Here is a 19,332-nt window from a genome sequence, read left to right on the forward strand (position 1 = left end):
ACAGAAGGAGGAAATTAGTAGATGTAATGAAAATGGATGGTAGATAAAAAGCTCATTTCTCAGGCCTATCCTTATCAGGAGTTAGTGGATTTAATCTGCTCTCCAAATAGTAATTAATTGTAATTCCAATTTAGGATGATTGTTTTAAGAAATAAGTCATTAGAAAGTTAGAGATTAGATAAAGGAGAAAAACCTGTGATAGAAGTTTCTCATTGCGATCTAGCCTACATTCAAGGAACCTCACAGGTCAAAGTCTACGACCAGTTTGATTTGAAGATTGAACCTGGAGAAAGTCTAGTCCTTATCGGTCCATCGGGCTGCGGAAAAAGCACTCTTCTTTACCTTCTATCTGGATTGCTACGACCAACAGGGGGTGAGATTAAGATTTGGGGTGAGAAAGTAGTAGAGACTCGTCAAAAAACAGCCTTTATTCTGCAAGAATATGGGCTGTTTCCTTGGCTCAATGTAGAGCAAAATGTTACTCTGGGTTTACGGGTCCGGCATATACCCAAGAGGAAGTATCAGAGCATCGTGGAGGAAATGATTCACAAAATGGGGTTATGGGAAGTGAAACATCATTTTCCGAGCCAGTTGAGCGGTGGACAAAGACAGAGAGTGGCTTTGGCTCGGGCGTTAACCCTACAACCGGATCTTTTGTTGATGGATGAACCTCTATCTGCCCTTGACGCTTTGACCCGTGAACGGCTTCAAAACCTCTTATTAGAAATTTGGCAGGAACGAAAATTAACCACAGTTTTAGTGACTCACAGTATTGAAGAGGCAGTTTTTCTCGGCAGTAGGATCTTAGTCCTTGTGGATGGTCGACCCACGCATATTATGGGCGAAATCGATAACCCTCGTGTAGGGCAAATGGGCTATCGTCAGACAGCGGATTTTTTCCAAAAGACAAGTTATGTCCGCTCTCTTCTGGAAAAGGAGGGAGCAACAGTATGACCTGGAAAGCAAGAAAACTTCAAGGACAGTTCTTGGGATATCTAGGAGCTACGATATTTTTGTTGGCCCTTTGGCAATACGCTGCTTGGAGCCTTAAAACTCCTCTTTTACCCACACCTGGAGCTGCTTTGAAAGCTACTCTAAGGTTATTAGAAGCAGATCTGGGCCGACATCTATGGGTTAGTACTTATCGAGTGGTTATATCAACCTTTATTTCCCTATTTCTAGGGCTTCCTCTAGGATTAATAATGGGTTATGAACGAAGAATTGATCGCTTTTTAGCTCCTTTAGTTTATCTTACTTACCCAATTCCTAAAATAGTCTTTCTTCCTCTAATCCTCTTATTTCTGGGTTTGGGGGACCGTTCTAAGATATTTCTGATTACTTTTATCGTCTTCTTTCAAATTTTAGTCACAACTCGTGATGCAGTTCGAAAAGTTCAATCTGAAACGATTTCTTCACTGCGATCTTTGGGAGGGAATCGTGCACAGATCTATCGCTACGTACTATTGCCTGCAAGCTTACCAGATGTTCTGACAGCTCTGCGCCTGAGCATGGGAACTGCCATTGCCGTCTTGTTCTTTGCGGAATCATTTGCGACGACAGAAGGGTTAGGGTACTTCATTATGGACTCGTGGAGCCGAGCTGCTCCGGATGAGATGTTTGCAGGAATTATAATGATGGCACTATTAGGAGTTAGTTTATTTATAGTTGTGGATCTCTTGGAAAAGGTTCTTTGTCGTTGGCAGGACTTAAAAGGGAACTGAAACTGTGATAAAAGAGCATAGTATGACCGATTATTTAAAAGTCTTGGTTATTAATATCTTTATACGAGGAGTGAAAACTATGGCTGAATTCAAAGAAGTTAGTAATTCTCAAACTTTGAACGAAATTTTAGACGAGTCAATTCAACGCAAGGTGTTTATTTTTAAACATAGCACGACATGTCCAATTAGTGCTCGTGCTTGGCAAGAGGTTCAGAATTTTATTAATCAAAGTTCAAGTGAAATCCTTGTAACCATGATCAAAGTGATTGAATCCCGGCCGATTTCTAATCAGGTGGCTGAGGATTTAGGGGTTAAACATCAATCTCCTCAAGTTTTACTTTTAAGTGATCGACAGGTCATCTGGACTACTTCACATCAGTCAGTCACTCAGGCTAATCTTATTAAAGCACTGGCAGGGGAAATTCAGCCTTTTAATCTTAACCTATAGTTAGAATGGCATTTTTACACGCCACATAACTATTTCACTTTACTTAATTCACAGGAATTGGAATATAATGATTAAGAGTAGCCTAGTGAATTAAGGATGAGGAAGAGGTGATATCTAGTCATGAAGTACAGTGAATTTGAATTTGGACTTAATAATGGGGCCGCTCTTTTTGCGAGGGAGTGGCGACCGGAACGTGACGTTCGAGGGGTTGTTTGCCTTGTCCATGGATTGGGAGAACACAGTGGTCGGTATGCTCATTTGGCATTGGCCTTAACTCAAGCAGGCTATGTTCTCATGAGCTATGATCAAATTGGTCACGGAAAATCGCTGGGTCAGCGTGGACATACTCCATCCTATGAAAGGCTTCTGGATGATATTGATAGTTTTAGACAAGAATGCTTGCAACGTTTTCCTAGTTTACCACTCTTTCTTTATGGACATAGTCTAGGTGGTAACTTAGTGCTTAATGATTGTTTACGCCGTCAACCTGAGTTTAAGGGAGTCATTGCTACCAGTCCTTGGCTAAGATTGACGGTTGAACCAACTGCTCTCGCTAAATTATTGGCCTTTGTGTTAAATAAAGTCTGGCCAACCTTTTCACTGTCTAACGGTCTTGATGTTCATGCTCTATCCCATGACAAAAGCATGGTCGATGCCTATAAGCTCGATCCTCTTGTCCATGACCGCATTTCTGTTCGAATGCTTACCACGGTAGAGCAGGCAGGACTCTGGGCAGTCGAAAATGCGGCCCAGTTTAAGTTACCCTTGTTACTAATGCACGGCGGGGCAGATCCCATAACATCTGTTGACGCTTCGTCAAACTTTGCGGCGCAGATCGAACAAGGCTGCACTTTGAAAATTTGGACTGGCTTATTCCATGAGCTTCATAACGAAACCGATAAATCGGAGATAATTGCCTACCTAATCACTTGGTTAGATTCACTGACCCCATGAAACTAGGATCCATTAAATGACCTATGATATAATCTTCTAAATATACCTTACTCCAATAATGGGGTAGGGTATTTCAATTAACTGAGGTGTAACATGGAAGCGACAAGGGAGATATATTGGAATATTAACGGTAAGGGCGTTATGTATAGCGTCGCTCTAATAGCCTTCGTAATTTTAATAGTTGGCGTTACTCAAAAGGTTCAGAGCTGGAATAAGGGTCGACCCATCAAGTACGATAATCTGGGCTTAAGATTTAAGATGTTTTTTTCAGCCATCCTCCAACATGACAAAGGGGTTTTCAGGGGAACTTTCCGTCGATTCATGCATTTATTTGTTTTTTATGGTTTTCTTATGTTGAGCTTTGGAACGTTAGTGATTGCTATCCAAGATCATTTTGGAATTCCGTTATTCTATGGAAAGAAGTATTTAATCCTGAGCCTACTGCTTGATTTATTTGGATTATTGACCATGATAGGAATTGTGATGGCCACCTATAAGCGATATATTGATAAACCAGACCATGAAGATTACTCCTTTGATGACGCAGTTTTGCTCATTCTCGTCTTTGCAATCCTTTTAACTGGTTTTATGTTAGAGGGCTTGCGCATTTTTTCAACCAACGATCTTTGGAGATGGTGGTCACCAGTCGGTCTATTCTTCTCCAATGTATATCAAAAATCAGGATTATCAGTTCCGTTGGCTTTGAGATTTCATGCTTTTATTTGGTATTTTCATATGCTTTTAACCTTTAGTTTTATCGCCTACATTCCGTATTCAAAATTGTTTCACATGGTGGCATCTCCGCTGAACATTTTCCTCAGATCGTTTTCTCCAACAGGGACGTTAACGACGAGTGCTATACTATCTAATGATGCTGATAAGATTGGCGCTGGACGACTTGAAGAGTTTAGCAAGAAGCAGCTTATTGAATTAGATGCTTGTATATCCTGTGGGAGGTGTCAAAAAGGTTGTCCTGCCTATATGAGTGGTGCGCCTTTATCCCCAAGGGTGGTTATACAAAGTTTGAAAAAGCACGCCAACCAAAGCAACTCTCTTTTCAAAAGAGGTCTAATCAATGGTTCCCCAATCATAGATCAGGTGATCTCAAAAGAAACGCTATTAGCTTGTTCGACCTGTGGACTATGTGAAGAAAAATGTCCAATGTCTATTGAACATATTAAACGAATCGTTGATATGCGCAGAAGTCTTAACACTGAGGACAAGGGTTACCCGTTGGAGGTCGAAACAATTTTTAAGACTCTTTCGAGAGAGGGGAATCCTTGGGGATTTCGTCAAGAGAGTAAGTATTATCTGGGAGATTCACAGATTTCATTACTTAGTGAAAAGAAGCAGACAGATATTCTTTATTGGGTCGGTTGTTTTGGTTCCTATGAATCTCGCAATCAGAAGGTCTCTGAAGTAATGTTCAAAATTTTACAGAAGGCAGGCGTTGATTATGCGGTTTTGGGAACGGAAGAAACGTGTTGCGGAGATTCAGTAAGGCGTCTCGGTAATGAAAAGCTCTTTCAACAATTAGCCCTTGAAACTATCCAAAAATTAAAGCGCTATGAATTCAAGACAATCGTGACTCATTGTCCGCATTGTTTTAACACTCTAAAAAATGAGTACCCACAGTTCGGTGGGAATTATCAAGTAATGCACCATTCGGAATTCATTCTAAACCTCATTAAATCTGGAAAAATAAGCCTAAAGGGTGTCCTTAAAAGCAAAGTTACGTTTCATGATCCTTGTTATTTAGGGAGATATAATGATGTTTATCAGGCACCCAGAGAAGTCATAGCCTCAATTCCAGGACTTGAATTAGTAGAAATGAAAAACAATCGAACTTGGGGTTTCTGTTGTGGTGCTGGGGGTGGGCGACTATGGACTGATAATCATGACAATCTCCAGAAGGGTGATCAAATTCACGACATTTTGGTAAAGAAAGCTTTAAGAACTGAAACTGAGATCCTTGCCACAGCCTGCTCCTTATGTTTAACGACGTTGACAGAAGCAATATCCAGTTCTGGTGCAAATCTTGAAAGTAAAGATATCGCAGAATTAGTTTACGATGTCCTATAGTAAAAACATGAGGTTGACCTGAACCGTCAACCTCATGTTTTTTTTAGTTATTAAAGACATAGTGATGATCAGCAAGGATCACTATTGAGAATCTAAAGGAATAACCAGCCAAGCAACAAGATAGGCCAAAAATCCTGTGCCCCCTACGAAGAGAAGAAGTATTGCGGCAATTCGCACGAGACTGGGATCCACTGCTAAGTATTCGGCTAATCCTCCACATACACCACCAAGTTGTTTATCAAGGCTAGATCGATACAAACGTTTCGGCATACCTTACCCTCCCTTTAAACATTGTACAGCCTATAGAATTTTATCTCTTGGCTATTTTTAGCTCACACTCTTAATACGCAAGAAGGGATCTAATTGTTACATCTTGCTAATAATATTTTTTTTAGTCTACTTTTCAAGGGCCATATTTAGGGGATTTCGAGGAACTGTTATTTATTATTCAACCATTATATTCCAGATTCATTTGATAATTGCTTTAATTTATGATAAATTTCAAATGACTAGTATAAAGATAATGTATATCAATCAATTGAATTAGATGATGAATCAATAATAATCAATAATAATTCGTTAACTCTTAAGTATTAATATATTTAGAAATAAGGGAGAGAGAACGTTGAAGAAATTTATCGGCATTTTTCTAAAGGGTCTATTAGTCCTAACTCCTATAGCGATTACATTCTATATTCTATATAAAATGTTTTTAGTAACTGATGGATTATTTAAAGGATTGCTGGAGCGTGCTGGCTTATATTTTCCTGGGTTCGGAGTGATTGTCACTCTGGCCATGATCTTTCTAGTCGGTTTGTTAGCTTCAAACTGGTTGACGAATCGATTACTTAATTATTTAGATAAGATTTTTATTAAAGTACCCCTTCTCGGAAGTATCTATGGAATTATTAAAGATACTGTAAATTCCTTTTCAGCGAATAAAAAGGGCTTTTCGCGTTTAGTCGTAGTTAACATGTCCGATGAACTTAAGCTGCTAGGATTTCTCACGAATGACGAAGAAAGCGCCTTTATTCCAAAGGGTTACGTAGCAGTCTACCTAATGCAGTCAATGCAATGGGCTGGGAATCTGATTCTTGTGCCGGAAGAGAAAGTTCAACAGATCGAAGTTTCCTCTGAAGATGCCTTGAAGTTTATTGCTTCTGCTGGGCTTTTAAGTAAGAAGGCGACACATGAAGCCATGAATTAAGGCTTGCCCAAGTTGGGCAAGCCTTAATTCATTCGATTTAATTAGTAACTTTCTGACGATTAATTACTCGGGAAGAAACGTTGCGCAGTCTGTCATTTCTGTGCTCTGAGCATTTGGGGATTGAACTTCAATTTTGTCAGCATGGCAATGATTACCTTGACCATAATAATGGCATGTGTTCACCACACATGTAATTCCTCCATTTGGCTGAGGCATTTTTTGAGCGCGTTGTGCCATTGAGCATCCTCCTTTGTTTTTGAATTCCTATAATATTATTGCCCAGTTTGTATCGATTCATGAATACCAATTCTTAACTTTATTTCATATTTTTGATTATTAAATTATATCATGCTATAGCGTTGCAAAATGACCTATTTAAGTGAAGCTTTATGATATATTATTGTTCAAATTCATAAAAGCTATTATCAATAGATAACGCTATCAAAGTCAATAATAGTTTATCGTCGATTAATAAGCTGATAAAGGAGAAACGTCATAATGGATATCAAGCTTGATAAGAAGGGGTTGGAACCCTATAAAGCGATAGCCAACGAATATCTTAAGGACAAGAAAAAGTCTCTAGGCCTTCTCAATGAGGCACTACAAAAGGCTACGACTCATAGGAGCGCGTTGGGTGAAACCTGGGAGAAGTTACAATTGCTATTTGGAGTGTTAAGAGATTGGCTTAACGGCAACTATAAGGAAATGCCTAAACGTTCTCTCCTGATGATTATCTTAGGAATTGTTTACTTCGTTTCGCCTATCGACGGAATTTTTGATTATATTCCTTTTGCTGGGTTGGTCGATGATGCTGCAGTGGCTGGTTTTGTTATTTCTCAAGTAAGCGTTGACCTTGAACGATATAAACTATGGAAAAAGCAAGTCGAAGCTTAGCTCGAACACTTGACACAAAATGGCAAAAAACAGCCTAAAACTTGCGGTTTAGGCTGTTTTTCTTTGCTGTGTTTCACACAGCCCCTTCATGTGGATAGAGCCCTGTAGCGTAGTACTGCCGAAGTATTATCCGCAATATATGCGCAAGACTTCCTTAACTGTTCATTCGGAGGAAGGCCAGGGCGAGGTGATTTCTTAGACTATTAGAATTGTCAAATGAGCGTAAAATTCTGAGACAGTGTAACATATATTTTCAAAATGAATTTGTGGATAAAATCAAACATGCCGGGACATTCAGAAAAATACGTAACATTGTTTAACATGTTTTTTGTTTCGGGGACATAAGAACTTGTTTTTTGCTTGCTTATTTGCTGGTACCAAATTTGCATAAGTGTTTATACATCTAAATATTAATCAGATCAATCTTAAATTATTTCATGCAATATATTACTTATTGATTCCAAGGTTAATAAAAATAGGGCATTCTTGTGTATTTAGCCACCGTCAATGTGTCGATGTTGATAAATTTGAGGAAGAAGGGGAGTTATATTTGTCTAGTAACTTTATCTATCATAACCGGGATCACAAATTTATTATCAAGGAATGGATAGAAGGAGAAAAGATCTTTGGCTGGAATCGATTCAAGGATTATTTAAGTATGGATGATGTTGATCAGATTCTTGACCAGGCCTTGAAAGTCTGCAAGGATGTAGTTGCTCCGACGAATGATGATGGTGACCGAATAGGGGCGATATTTAGTGAAGGCAAAGTGATCGTCCCGAGTTCCTTTCATCACGCTTATCAATTTATCCAGAAAAACGGCTGGGGTTCAACTAACAAAGATGTGGAAGGGGAGGGGATTCTGCCTAATATTTTATTCGGTGCCGTACACGAATATTTACAGGCAGCTAATCCCAGTTTAGAAACGTACATCGGGTTGACTAGTGAGACAGCCACAGTCATTCAATCCTACGGCTCTCAAAAACAGGTTGAACGGTTTGCTCCGAAAATATTTGAGGGTGTCTGGGCTGGCACCATGTGTTTAACCGAACCCGGAGGCGGCTCTGACGTAGGAGACATGCTTTCTAAAGCTTACCCGACGGAAGATCCATCAGTCTACAAAATTAAGGGGACAAAATGTTTTATTTCAGCGGGTGACCATGACCTAACTGAGAATATTATCCACTTAGTACTTGCTCGGATTGATGGAGCGGCAGGAGGTACTAAAGGTCTATCTCTATTTATTGTACCAAAGATCTGGGTTAACGACGATGGAAGCCTTGGCGAAGCGAATGATGTAGCAACAGTTGGAATCGAAAAGAAAATGGGACTTAAGGGGTCTGCCACTGCTGTCCTAAGTTTTGGTGAAGAAAGCACCTGCAGGGGGTTTCTGTTAGGTGAACCTCCAGATGCCAAAGGCTTGGGGCAAGGGATGGCTCAGATGTTCAAGATGATCAACGAGTCCCGGATCAACACCGGGCACAGCGCTCTAGCAGTAGCCACAGTTGCCTACAACAATGCAGTCGCTTATGCTAAGGAACGTGTACAGGGGAAGCTGTTCTGCAATCCTAAGGCAGGAAGGGTTCCGATTATCCAGCATGAGGATGTCAGGCGCATGCTGCTAACACAGAAGGCCGTGCTGGAAGGTATGCGGGCGATGGTTTTTAAAGGTTACTACTATATGGATCAGATTACCTTTGGTCAGGATGATGCTGACGTCATGGAAGCCAATCGTAGGATCGAAATAATTACCCCGCTGATTAAGGCTTATTGTTCAGATCAGGCATGGACTCTTATCGCTGAAGCTATCCAAGTGCACGGGGGGTACGGTTTTACTGAAGAGTATCCGGTAGCGCGCCAGGCCAGAGACAGTAAGATTTACTCCATTTGGGAAGGCACCAATTATATTCAATCCTTGGATTTGGTAAGTCGCAAATGGAAACTTGAAAATGGCAGCATATTCAACGAGTGGCTCGCTGAGCTAAAGCAATTTATTAATATACACAAAAATAGCAGCTACTTCATTAAGGAATTTGAAATTCTTATTCAAGCTGTCCTAGCTTATCAGGAATTGCTGGAAGTGATGCAAGGTTACTTAAATATGACTCCAGGCTTCGTTCCTCTGTATTCCACCAGAGTTCTTAGGGTTACCGCTGAACTGTATATCGGTTGTCTCTTAATGCAACAGGCTTTGGTGGCCCAGAATAAATTAACTGAAGCCAATTCTGAACAGTCTTTTTATAAAGGTAAGATTTTCAGTGCGCGTTTTTATGTTAGAAATATTGTTCCAGACGTTATGGCAACGGTCCGGGTCATTAAAGAGGAGGACAGCTCCGCGCTAGACATTCCAGAGGAGGCTTTTTAGTATATTGTTTGTTTCATCGCACAAATTCTTGCCCTTCCAGAAAACATCATTATTACCGCGTTAATGCCTGTCGGATTTCCGGACCAAAACCCCGCACCCAGACCTAGGATAGCTCTAGAGGAAATCAATTTAAAGCCTAATTCACTTTAATCAACGCCATTCTAAATGCACCGACTCAGAGCAAAGCCCTGTGGTGTCTGAGAATAAGTAGTAAAAAGGCCCGGCATCATATTAACATAGCCGGGCTAAGGACAATGCAAATTGCTTCAAAAAACCGATCTTAAACGATCAGAAAGCCAGCGGACAAGGAGTCTTTGAAATAAGCTCTTAGGAAAATTCGAATAATTTGTATTCGTTTAACTTTCTATAGAGCGTCGGCCTGCTTAAGCCCAGCACTTGTGCGGCTTGGGTTTTATTGCCATTCACTATGGCTAACGTGTTTAAGATAGATTCTCTTTCCAATACCTTTAGCGAAGTCCCAGCTTCAGGCGACTTTAACTTTTGGGCTATTTCAAAAGGCAAGTGCTCAGGTAAAATGGAGCCATTGACCAACACCGCAGTTCTCTCGGCCGTGTTTTGTAATTCCCGGATATTACCGGGCCAACTGTACTCGCAAAGAATTTTTTGGACTGCCATAGTGGTTTCTGGGACTTCTTTCTTAAACTGGTAACAAGAATCTGTCAGAAACCGCTTCCAAAGAGATTGAATATCTTCTGGACGCCGTCGAAGCGGCGGTAATGTAATCTTAACCACATTTAACCGGTAATACAGATCCATTCTGAAGCGACCTTGGCGTACCTCGGCGAGCAAATCCTGGTTAGTCGCGGCGATAACCCTTACGTCGATCGGAATTACTTTATGTCCGCCCAGCCTAACTATTTCCCTATTTTGCAAAACTCTGAGCAAGATGACTTGAACATCTGGGGGCAACTCCCCAATCTCGTCCAGAAATATCGTTCCTCCGTTGGCCAACTCAAACTTGCCAGCATTTCCATGTTTTTTGGCACCGGTAAAAGTCCCTTCCTCATAACCAAAGAGCTCACTCACAACTAGTTCCCTGGGTATAGCTCCGCAATTGATGGCGATTAAAGGCTTGCTATTCCGAGTACTGGCGTAATGAATTGCCTGTGAAAACATCTCTTTTCCGGTTCCCGTTTCGCCCTCCAGGAGAACATTAACGTCACTGGCAGCTACCTTCTCAGCTATGACCTTTGCATCTAGGAAGGATTTGCTTTCACCTATTAAATCGGCGAAATTATATCTCATGGCAGTTTTAAAGGGTTTCTCTGTAACTGTTCTTTTTTCAAACCATAGGACTTTATTTTCACCTAAAGCATTGGAGGCGATGATGATTTCTTTATCTTTCATCACTGGAAACCGTAATGATTGGTTATTCCCGTTGAGCTTTATTTTGTGATGCCAATGATTTTCAAGTTCGCTGATTTTCACGGGGGTTGTCCCCAAACTAGCCTTGGCCATGGAATTGGCTGAAATAATCTGATCATCGGCATCAACAAGCAGTCCGGCCCGTGGAATTGCTGAAAACAGGTATTCGGAAAAGGATTTCTGCCAGGACAACTGTTTGCTTAAATCAGCTTCTTTCATTACTCTGTTCAGTAAACTTGCTATCAGCCAGGCGATAGTCGCGATAGCGGGAAGTTGTCCAGTACGACAGGTAATTGTAACTACACCGGCAAGTTGTTTTGTAGGAGTAAAGATTGGGTAAGAAGCGCCGTCGTAGAGGTGAAATGCCGAACAATAGTGCTGATAACCTTGAGTAACAATTGGTTTTATAAGTTTTAGGCAAAGGCCAGTACAAGTGGTCCCGACAGAGGTTTCCGTCCAGATAGCCCCTGGGACATACCCATTTTCATAGGATTCCTCGATCCCTTGTTTAGGGCCGTCGAGGTAGAGTATTATGCCATCGTTGTTAACCAAGGTGACAGCAGCTGCTAATTGTTCTAGCAAAGAATTTATCATTGTCTTGATATTGTCCGAAAGGCTTATGTACACCGGGTTGCTTTTCTGATAATTACTGAGATTTTGAGGGCTCACGGTCAACGGTTCTCTTTTTAAAAAAGGGTTAACGTTCGATTCCTTAGACCTTTGCCAAGAAGTGCGGATAAGAGCTGGAATATCTGGTGTAAGACTTCCCCGTTCAATGAACTTCTTCCATTCTATATGAGTTAGCATTCAATCCCCCCAGATACTTGGATATAAAGTGATTGCGGGAACGGGTTGTGGGATTATTACTAACCAAGGTGCCTATCCAGATCCATTGGGTGAAGGAAAATCATATTTTCGCCAGATCGCTCTATTTGACGATAAGTTTTTGCCCCAATTTGAACAAATTGCCGGTTATATCCATGATAACGGGGCTGTGGCTATTCAACAGATTTTACATGCTGGCAGGTATGGAGGAATTGACCTCGGCTATTGTGTTCAACCTTCGGTAGTACCTCAAACTCTACCTCATTTCCGTCAGCCCCGGGAAGTTAGCAAAGAACAAATTAAAGCAATGGTTACGCAACATGCAGAAGCTGCAAAACGAGCCATAAAGGCTGGTTTTGACGGTACGGAAATAACTAGTTTTATGGGTTATCTATTAGCGAACTTCAATTCCAAGTTTACCAATCGCAGGACGGATGAATATGGTGGCTCAGTAGAAAACAGGGGTCGCTTTATGCGGGAATTGATTTACGCTATCAAAGAAGCGCAAGGGGATGACCATCCTTTAATCGTACGCCTAAACGGGGCCGAGCTTATGGATGTTCATGGCGGTAACACAGAGGATGAATGTTTCGAATTAATGAAGATGGCTGGTGATGCCGGCGTAGATATGATCAGTGTAACAGTCGGTTGGCAAGAAGCACCGGAATCTTCGATCGGGCGGGATGTTCCTCCCGGTCACTGGAACCGTCTAGCCATAAGGGCTAAAAAACTTCTCCCCAATATTCCGATAACCTTCGGGGTACGGTTGCCTAATCCAGTGATGGCGAATCAGAATATAGCCGATGGAGAATTCGACTATTGGGAAGTTTGTCGCCCTATGCTTGCGGAGCCGGAACTTTTGCATAAAGCAGCTGAGGATCGTCTGGATGAAGCAAAACATTGCTTAGGCTGTATGAATTGTCTTGCCCGACTATTTAGGGATCTGCCCTATCTTTGTACGAATAATCCGGCCTTAGGCCATGAGGTTGAACCGGAATACCTTATTACTCCGGCAGTGGTTAAAAAGAAGATTATGATTATCGGAGCAGGGCCAGCAGGAATTGAGTGCGCAATTGCCGCGACAAAGCGAGGGCATGATGTAACCATTTATGATAAGAGTGACAGTATTGGCGGGAGTCTTGTAGGATATGCAGCCTATGATATTGCCAATAAAGCGGACCTTCAAAGTCAAATTTCTTATTATCAGACGATGCTAAATAAGCTGGGAGTTAAAGTAAATCTCAATACGGATGTGAACCCTAAGCTTATGAGAAGTATTCTTCATCAATACGATGTAGCAGTGCTTGCCGTGGGAGCCGGAGTTGATACTAGTGTAATTCCAGTACCAGAACAAGAGGGCGTATTAGTTTTGGCTGCCGATGTTGCTAGAGGAAAGGTAAACGTGGGGCAAAAGGTGGTAGTCTTGGGTGGCGGCAAGATTGGTTTAACTTTGGCGGAAGGTCTAACCCAGGAGGGTAAAGAAGTAACCATTGTTGAAAAGGAAAAGAGGATTGCCGGAGATGTCATCCCCACTTGGAAATGGCGACATTCCTCTTGGGTAGACCAATTAAAAATAAAGACGTTAACGCTTAGTAAACCAATAAAAATCGGAGTTGGTGGAGTAACTGTCGTCAATGACAAAGGTGAAGAAACGTTTGTTGAAGCAGATACGGTCATTGCTGCGTCACCTAGAAAGCCTAATCAAGAGTTGTTCCAAGAGTTTGAATTTATGGTTGATGAGTTACATGGGGTTGGTGACGCTATGGTTCCTCGGGGACTCTTACAGGCCATTCATGAGGGATATCGTTTAGGAGTACGGATTTAGACGAGAGATGCGGGGGTGAGCTATGTGGTATCAACAATAGGTGAAATGTTTTTAGATGCTCAAGGCTGGCAAACCATACTTGACCGTAGGCCGGAGATCTTTACCGACATGCTTCAGGGGGCTAGCCTGGGGATATTGCCTAAAAAGGAGTTGGAGTCCACTGGAGGAACCATGCTGATCTGGATAAAGCAAGTCGATAAAATGGCGGTGTTTTATCGACCCTTCACAGGTTTCCAGAATACCAGTGTGGACTTATTAATGATAGCTGATGATGTAGCCCTCGAGTCACTTCATAGTAAAGCACAGGAAAATCCTTTTTATGAAATGAGAGAACAGATTCGCAATGGTAATATCCTCTATTATGTGATGAAGACCAAGAATGAACTACTTGACTTAGGCTATGAAGAGTTAATTGATGTTTTGGGGATTCCCTTTCTGGGTGCTTGTCGTTAATATTTAGAAAGGGGTGGCAGAGATGATATTTCTAAATCCAAGTGGAGCCCCAGAACTCGGCTGTAGTGAGTGTGGTTGTCGTTGGTATGACCGTTTAACAAATAGTTGTTATGAATGTGGTCAGATAGTTTCAGAGGAAGATATTGCTGAATATCAGGCAGCTTTGGAATTGTTTTATGAAGAAAGAGGCATTAAGCCTTAAATTGAAATAAGGAGGAGAAGCTTGACGGATGTAACTAGTGACGCTCTTAAGAAGCTGGAAAGAGATTGGCGTTCAATGATTTTCATTTCCCATGATTTTTTTCATTGCTGGAGGAGGGTTCTTGAGGAGAAGTTTGGAGCAGAGGAAACGGTTAATTTGGTGGACCGCTTTTGGGAATTAGTTGGCGAGGGAACCGCAGAAAGTTATCTTAAACGTGGCCGGGATACTGAAGATCTAGAACAAATAGTCGATGCTTTTGTCCGAGCTAGTCTTGTCATGGGAGAAAGTGCTAAATCGGTTAAAGACGGAAATGACGTTTTACTCATCCACGATGCCTGTCCTTGGATAGGTTCTTACAAGGATTACGGAGCACCGGGACAATGTCAAGCAGGCTGTGACAAGTGGTTTGAAACGGCATTAAAGAAAATATCTCGTGATTTCTCTGTCAGAACAGATAGTTGTTTGGCAGCGGGTGAAAGTACCTGTACTAGACGCTACTCTAGAAAGACTTATGGATAATGAGACAAGTCATTTGAACGAATACTAAAAGAATGGCTGAAAATTTAACAACGAGATGCTTGTAATCTATCCCTACTTGCATTAAAATGTTTATAAATCAATATTATTTTGTTATTGGTGCCCTTAAATAAGGGAGAATAGGGAACTGGGTGAGAATCCCAGACGGACCCACCACTGTAAAGAGGAGACTTATGCATTGCCACTGGAAAACCGGGAAGGCGCATAAAGTCAATGATTCTGAGTCAGGAGACCTGCCAGTAACCTAAGTAAGTCATGAATAAAGGTAAAGTTCATGGTCAGTCTTTGTTTTCAATTGCTAAATTGAAAACGGGGATTAGGCTATGAACTTTTTTATATGCCTTTTGAGGAAAGGGGGTGAAACAGTTGGGATATCTGGGCCGAGATGTTGAAGTCGTCTCGATAAACAATACACAATATTTGGTGGCTTCCTGTGATTCCTGTGGTGCAATTGGTATGAAGGAATTAGATGCTTTTAAGATTTCTTGGTTCGTAACAGGGAAGTTGACTACCCGAGTTGCGTTGTTGGAAGTCCTTTCTACAGGGGCTGTACCACAGTTGCTGACTGTGGCGATTTCAAACGAGCCTAACCCTACAGGGGATGAACTATTAAAGGGGGTGAACAATGAACTAGAATCCGCTGGATTAAAAACTTTACCTATGGCAATCAGCACGGAAAAAAACATGCCCACGCAACAGACCGGTCTCGGGATTAGTGTCATTGGTGTGGTTCAGAAAAATAACTTGCGTCTAGGAACAGCTCAGCTAGGAGATGACGTTTATTGTTTAGGGCTTCCAAAAGTCGGATCTGAACTTAGCAATCCAGATGATCCGGAAATTGCGCAAGTGAAAGCTATTCAGGCTCTTTTAGGGATCCCAAGTATTCATGACATCATTCCAGTCGGGTCAAGAGGAATACGCAGAGAAGCTGAACAACTTGCCTCTACTGTAAATTCCCGACTGCGCATTGATCCTTCCTGTATTCTCGACTTGGATAAATCAGCAGGACCGTCCACGTGTCTGGTTTTCTCATCATCTTCATCTTCATCTATATCCACGTCTTCATCTTCATTTTTATCGACTAAGGGCTTAAATCATGGGTTCTTAAACTTTCCGGATTTACCTTTATCTAGAATTGGCCAATTATACTAAAATTTGAGGAGGAATATTTCATGAATAATTTAGAAACAGAAAACAAGGATTTAAAACTATCCGCTTGGAATGTCAAGAGACTTTCGATTATGGCCATTTTTATTGCTTTAAGTGCCGTGGGAGCGCTTATTAAGATTCCAAGTCCTGTTGGAACCATCGGCATGGATTCTGCACCCGGATTTTTCAGTGCATTAGCTTTTGGAGGACTAACGGGAGCTATTGTCATTGCTTTTGGACACTTATTGACGGCTGCGGTTATCGGATTTCCTATGACAATTCCGATCCATTTATATATTGCTTTACAAATGGCTTTATGGGCTGTGGCCTATCGCTGGGTGAATAAGAAGTTCGGTTTGATTCCCGCAGCCATCGTTGCAATTATCCTCAACGGGGTTGTGTCATCGTTTGCGATGCTTCCAATGATGGGTATGGGTGGTGTGATTGGACTGATGCCTTTCCTTGTTGTTGGAGCAGCTCTTAATGTTATAATCTCTGCAGTAGCCTACAAAGCAATTAAGGGAAGTCGGCTCATTTAGATGATGAGGTGAAAACCGTGGAGATCGTGGAAAACTTAAAAACTACAAATTCCCATGAGACTGATATATCTGCTCATTTAAAGCATGTAGAAAATGCGATTGAACTTAATAATATCTCCTATTATTATCCGAACGTCGTAGAACCTAGCTTAAAAAAAGTCAGTTTAAACGTGGAAAAAGGAAAATTTGTTCTTTTAATGGGGGCTACTGGGGCGGGGAAAACGACCTTAAGTTTATGTCTTAACGGCCTGATTCCCCAGCTTCTAGAGGGCAAACTAACCGGACAGGTAAGTGTTGCAGGAAAGAATGTCGGGAAAACAGCGGTACAATCGTTATCCAAGGTTCTGGGGCTTGTTCTTCAGGATCCAGAAACCCAAATTATTGGTCGGACGGTTGAGGAAGATACCGCCTTTGGCCCCCGTAATTTTTTGGTTCCCTTGGAGCAGATTAAACAAAGAGTTGATCAAACATTAGAGAAAGTTCGCCTTAAAGGATATAATCAACGCTTATCTGAGGAACTCTCAGGAGGGGAAAAACAACGCTTGGCGATTGCGGGCGTTCTCGTGATGGAACCAGAAATTTTGGTCCTGGACGAACCAACTTCGGAACTTGATCCCATCGGACGGGCTGAAATCTATGAAACGTTGGATGAGTTACGCAGGAAAAAAGATTTGACTATTTTGTTAGTCGAACACTCCAGTGAAGAGCTAATTCATAAGGCCGATGAAGTCGTCGTACTTAACCAAGGGGAAATCTTCTGGAAAGGGGTGCCAACGGAACTCTTCCGCAATCTTCCACTCTTGCGTCAGTGTGGGATAAAGCCGTTACCAGTTAGTCAGATTGGATGGGATTTTTATGAAAAGGGGTGGATCTCCTTTGCTGAAATCCCTTTAGATATCCCGTCAGCGGAAGGTTTAATTCGTGCGCTTTTACCGAAATACGGAAAACAACAGTGGCAACAGAAAGGGCAAGAACAAGAACAAAGAATTGAACGAGAAAGAGAACGAGAAAGAGATTTGGGGCTAGGGCTAGAATTAGATCAAGTACATAGAAGGAATTCTAGACTTAAACAGGAAGCGAACCAGTCAGATAAAAATAGCTCCGTTGAAGTACGTAATCTAATTTACCATTACAACTCGGAACAGCCAGCCTTACGAGGAATTAATTTGACGATTGAAGCTGGCGAGTTCGTGGCTTTGATCGGACAAAATGGTGCTGGGAAAACAACCTTAGCTAAACACTTGAATGGTCTTTTGAAACCAACCCAAGGAGAGGTTATCGTTGAAGGTATGAATACCCAACAGTATGATACGTCAGATTTATCAAAAACTATTGGCTACGTCTTTCAAAACCCCGATCATCAAATTTTCTCGGCAACGGTCGAAAAAGAATTAGAATTTGGCCTGAAAAATGCGGGTTATAAAGGCAAGGAAATCCGAGAACGAGTCGAACAAGTACTTCAGGTTACTGGGTTAGAAAAATATCGTAGTGTTCATCCATTTAGTTTGGGCAAAGGAGAACGGCAAATGATTGCTGTGGCTTCAATTCTAGTCTTAAAGCCTATGCTGCTGGTCATTGATGAACCGACCACTGGCTCAGACTGGGTAGGAGTTCAGACCATGATGACTTTGATTCGAAAACTAAACGCTGCAGGTACCACTATTATTATGATTAGCCATGATATGGATCTTGTGGCTCAATTTGCTAATCGGGTCATTGTCCTAAAAGAAGGCGAGATTTTATTGGATGGCACTCCTCAAAATGTTTTTTCAAACGAACAAATGCTCCTCGACTCTGCCATTATTCCACCCCAGTTCTGTAGACTGTCAAAGCAATTGAACGATATTTTAGGTCATGAAACCTTCATCGAATCCAGTGAATTTGCTGCGATGTTCGAAAGTAAGGGGACGACAGGATGTTAATAGAGTATTTAGCAGGGGACACCTTAATTCATCGACTAGATGTACGCACTAAAATGTTTGGCTTCTTAGGTTTTATGATTCTGTCCTTCCTATTCGAAGATCCAATCTATCAACTCATAATCGTTTTCTGCACTGGACTTTTAGCCTTTTGGATAAAAATCCCCCTGCGAAAGTTCATGGTAATGGTGGTTCCCTTGATTCCTATTATAATATCGATTATTCTAATGACAGGGTTCACGTTTTCTCCGGGGCGCTTTGATCGGATTTCCAGCCAAGCGGTCCTCTTTTATGCCCTGCCAGGAGACCGATTAGGGGCGACCGTGGGAGGATTTCTTATGGGCACAACGTTTATTTTACGTCTTTTAGGGATGATGATTGCTTCTACTGTATTGACCTTGACCACGACTATGGATGAAGTTACTCAATTCTTTCAGAAAATGAAGGTTCCTCCGGAAATCTCTATGATGCTGACAACCGCGATAAGGTTTATTCCGACCTTGGATAAAAAACGCAGGCAAATTGTTGAAGCACAAAAAGCACGTGGGACGAAATTTAACGAAAAGGGGATTATCGGTTCGATCCGTTCTTACCTTCCAATTATGATCCCTATGTTTATTAATTCAATTTTAATGGCTAATTCCTTATCAATGGCCATGCTTAATCGAGGATATGGCTTGACTCGAACTTGGACATCTGTGCGCGAACTTTCATTTGAACCAAGGGATTATGGAACGATTTCTTTGGTTGTTATATTATTAACGTTAGCAATCTTTGTCCGATTTAAACTCAATCTAGGGGTATTGTAATCTAAAAGTAGGAGAGT

19 protein-coding genes and 1 riboswitch are annotated in these 19,332 nt (G+C 41.5%); of the genes, 16 read left to right on the forward strand and 3 right to left on the reverse strand.

What is annotated here, in order from left to right:
* Window positions 1-195: 195 nt before the first annotated feature.
* The 5 genes from UF75_RS03680 (at window position 196) to UF75_RS03700 (ending at window position 5,205) form a co-directional block, all read left to right on the forward strand.
* Window positions 196-954: an ABC transporter ATP-binding protein gene (locus tag UF75_RS03680; protein ID WP_045573250.1), complete on the forward strand. Its 759-nt coding sequence runs from the start codon at window positions 196-198 to the stop codon at window positions 952-954.
* The gene (locus tag UF75_RS03685; RefSeq protein ID WP_045573251.1) at window positions 951-1,721 is read left to right on the forward strand and encodes an ABC transporter permease; all 771 of its coding nucleotides are present in this window, start codon (window positions 951-953) and stop codon (window positions 1,719-1,721) included. Before UF75_RS03680 ends, UF75_RS03685 begins: the two co-directional genes overlap by 4 nt.
* Before the next feature lie 79 nt (window positions 1,722-1,800).
* The gene (gene ytxJ / locus UF75_RS03690) at window positions 1,801-2,169 is read left to right on the forward strand and encodes a bacillithiol system redox-active protein YtxJ (RefSeq protein ID WP_045573252.1); all 369 of its coding nucleotides are present in this window, start codon (window positions 1,801-1,803) and stop codon (window positions 2,167-2,169) included.
* A gap of 120 nt (window positions 2,170-2,289) precedes the next feature.
* The gene (locus UF75_RS03695; protein ID WP_045573253.1) at window positions 2,290-3,123 is read left to right on the forward strand and encodes an alpha/beta hydrolase; all 834 of its coding nucleotides are present in this window, start codon (window positions 2,290-2,292) and stop codon (window positions 3,121-3,123) included.
* Window positions 3,124-3,216: 93 nt separating this feature from the next.
* Entirely contained in the window at window positions 3,217-5,205 is a 1,989-nt protein-coding gene (locus UF75_RS03700) for a heterodisulfide reductase-related iron-sulfur binding cluster (RefSeq protein ID WP_045573254.1), read from the forward strand.
* 81 nt (window positions 5,206-5,286) lie between these two features.
* Here UF75_RS03700 and UF75_RS03705 read toward each other — a convergent pair whose 3' ends face one another.
* Window positions 5,287-5,475, reverse strand: coding sequence for a PspC domain-containing protein (locus UF75_RS03705; RefSeq protein WP_045573255.1), 189 nt, complete (start codon window positions 5,473-5,475; stop codon window positions 5,287-5,289).
* A gap of 355 nt (window positions 5,476-5,830) precedes the next feature.
* Here UF75_RS03705 and UF75_RS03710 point away from each other — a divergent pair, with 355 nt between their 5' ends.
* Complete coding sequence (locus tag UF75_RS03710) at window positions 5,831-6,412, forward strand: DUF502 domain-containing protein (protein ID WP_045573256.1); 582 nt, start codon at window positions 5,831-5,833, stop codon at window positions 6,410-6,412.
* A 63-nt stretch (window positions 6,413-6,475) separates the two neighbouring features.
* Here the strand turns inward: UF75_RS03710 and UF75_RS26810 are convergent, their stop codons facing one another.
* Complete coding sequence (locus UF75_RS26810; RefSeq protein WP_082074997.1) at window positions 6,476-6,649, reverse strand: DUF1540 domain-containing protein; 174 nt, start codon at window positions 6,647-6,649, stop codon at window positions 6,476-6,478.
* A 261-nt stretch (window positions 6,650-6,910) separates the two neighbouring features.
* Between UF75_RS26810 and UF75_RS03715 the strand changes: the two genes are divergently transcribed.
* Entirely contained in the window at window positions 6,911-7,306 is a 396-nt protein-coding gene (locus tag UF75_RS03715) for a YkvA family protein (RefSeq protein ID WP_045573257.1), read from the forward strand.
* A 550-nt stretch (window positions 7,307-7,856) separates the two neighbouring features.
* Window positions 7,857-9,671 carry an acyl-CoA dehydrogenase gene (locus UF75_RS03720; RefSeq protein ID WP_045573258.1) on the forward strand — a complete coding sequence of 605 codons (1,815 nt, stop codon included), beginning with the start codon at window positions 7,857-7,859 and terminating at the stop codon, window positions 9,669-9,671.
* Between the two features lie 327 nt (window positions 9,672-9,998).
* Here UF75_RS03720 and UF75_RS26110 read toward each other — a convergent pair whose 3' ends face one another.
* Window positions 9,999-11,864, reverse strand: a complete 1,866-nt coding sequence (locus tag UF75_RS26110; RefSeq protein ID WP_052692982.1) for a sigma-54 dependent transcriptional regulator — start codon at window positions 11,862-11,864, stop codon at window positions 9,999-10,001.
* A gap of 28 nt (window positions 11,865-11,892) precedes the next feature.
* Between UF75_RS26110 and UF75_RS03730 the strand changes: the two genes are divergently transcribed.
* From UF75_RS03730 to UF75_RS03765, 8 genes are all read left to right on the forward strand, one after another.
* Entirely contained in the window at window positions 11,893-13,707 is a 1,815-nt protein-coding gene (locus tag UF75_RS03730; protein WP_197079314.1) for an FAD-dependent oxidoreductase, read from the forward strand.
* Between the two features lie 24 nt (window positions 13,708-13,731).
* The gene (locus UF75_RS03735; protein WP_045573260.1) at window positions 13,732-14,160 is read left to right on the forward strand and encodes a hypothetical protein; all 429 of its coding nucleotides are present in this window, start codon (window positions 13,732-13,734) and stop codon (window positions 14,158-14,160) included.
* A 22-nt stretch (window positions 14,161-14,182) separates the two neighbouring features.
* On the forward strand, window positions 14,183-14,362 hold the full coding sequence (locus tag UF75_RS03740; RefSeq protein WP_045573261.1) for a hypothetical protein: 180 nt from the start codon (window positions 14,183-14,185) through the stop codon (window positions 14,360-14,362).
* Window positions 14,363-14,383: 21 nt separating this feature from the next.
* Window positions 14,384-14,881, forward strand: a complete 498-nt coding sequence (locus UF75_RS03745) for an L-2-amino-thiazoline-4-carboxylic acid hydrolase (RefSeq protein WP_045573262.1) — start codon at window positions 14,384-14,386, stop codon at window positions 14,879-14,881.
* Between the two features lie 98 nt (window positions 14,882-14,979).
* Window positions 14,980-15,155: riboswitch (cobalamin riboswitch) on the forward strand.
* Between the two features lie 101 nt (window positions 15,156-15,256).
* Window positions 15,257-16,051, forward strand: a complete 795-nt coding sequence (locus UF75_RS03750; protein WP_348983026.1) for an alpha-ribazole kinase — start codon at window positions 15,257-15,259, stop codon at window positions 16,049-16,051.
* A 20-nt stretch (window positions 16,052-16,071) separates the two neighbouring features.
* Window positions 16,072-16,587, forward strand: a complete 516-nt coding sequence (locus tag UF75_RS03755; RefSeq protein WP_045573264.1) for an ECF transporter S component — start codon at window positions 16,072-16,074, stop codon at window positions 16,585-16,587.
* Window positions 16,588-16,613: 26 nt separating this feature from the next.
* Window positions 16,614-18,509 (forward strand): energy-coupling factor transporter ATPase, encoded by a 1,896-nt coding sequence (locus tag UF75_RS03760; protein ID WP_052692986.1) that lies wholly within the window; start codon window positions 16,614-16,616, stop codon window positions 18,507-18,509.
* Window positions 18,503-19,315: an energy-coupling factor transporter transmembrane component T gene (locus UF75_RS03765; protein WP_045573265.1), complete on the forward strand. Its 813-nt coding sequence runs from the start codon at window positions 18,503-18,505 to the stop codon at window positions 19,313-19,315. Before UF75_RS03760 ends, UF75_RS03765 begins: the two co-directional genes overlap by 7 nt.
* The last annotated feature ends 17 nt before the right edge of the window (window positions 19,316-19,332 follow it).

The organism is Desulfosporosinus sp. I2 (genome assembly GCF_000960765.1).
Taxonomy (GTDB): domain Bacteria; phylum Bacillota; class Desulfitobacteriia; order Desulfitobacteriales; family Desulfitobacteriaceae; genus Desulfosporosinus.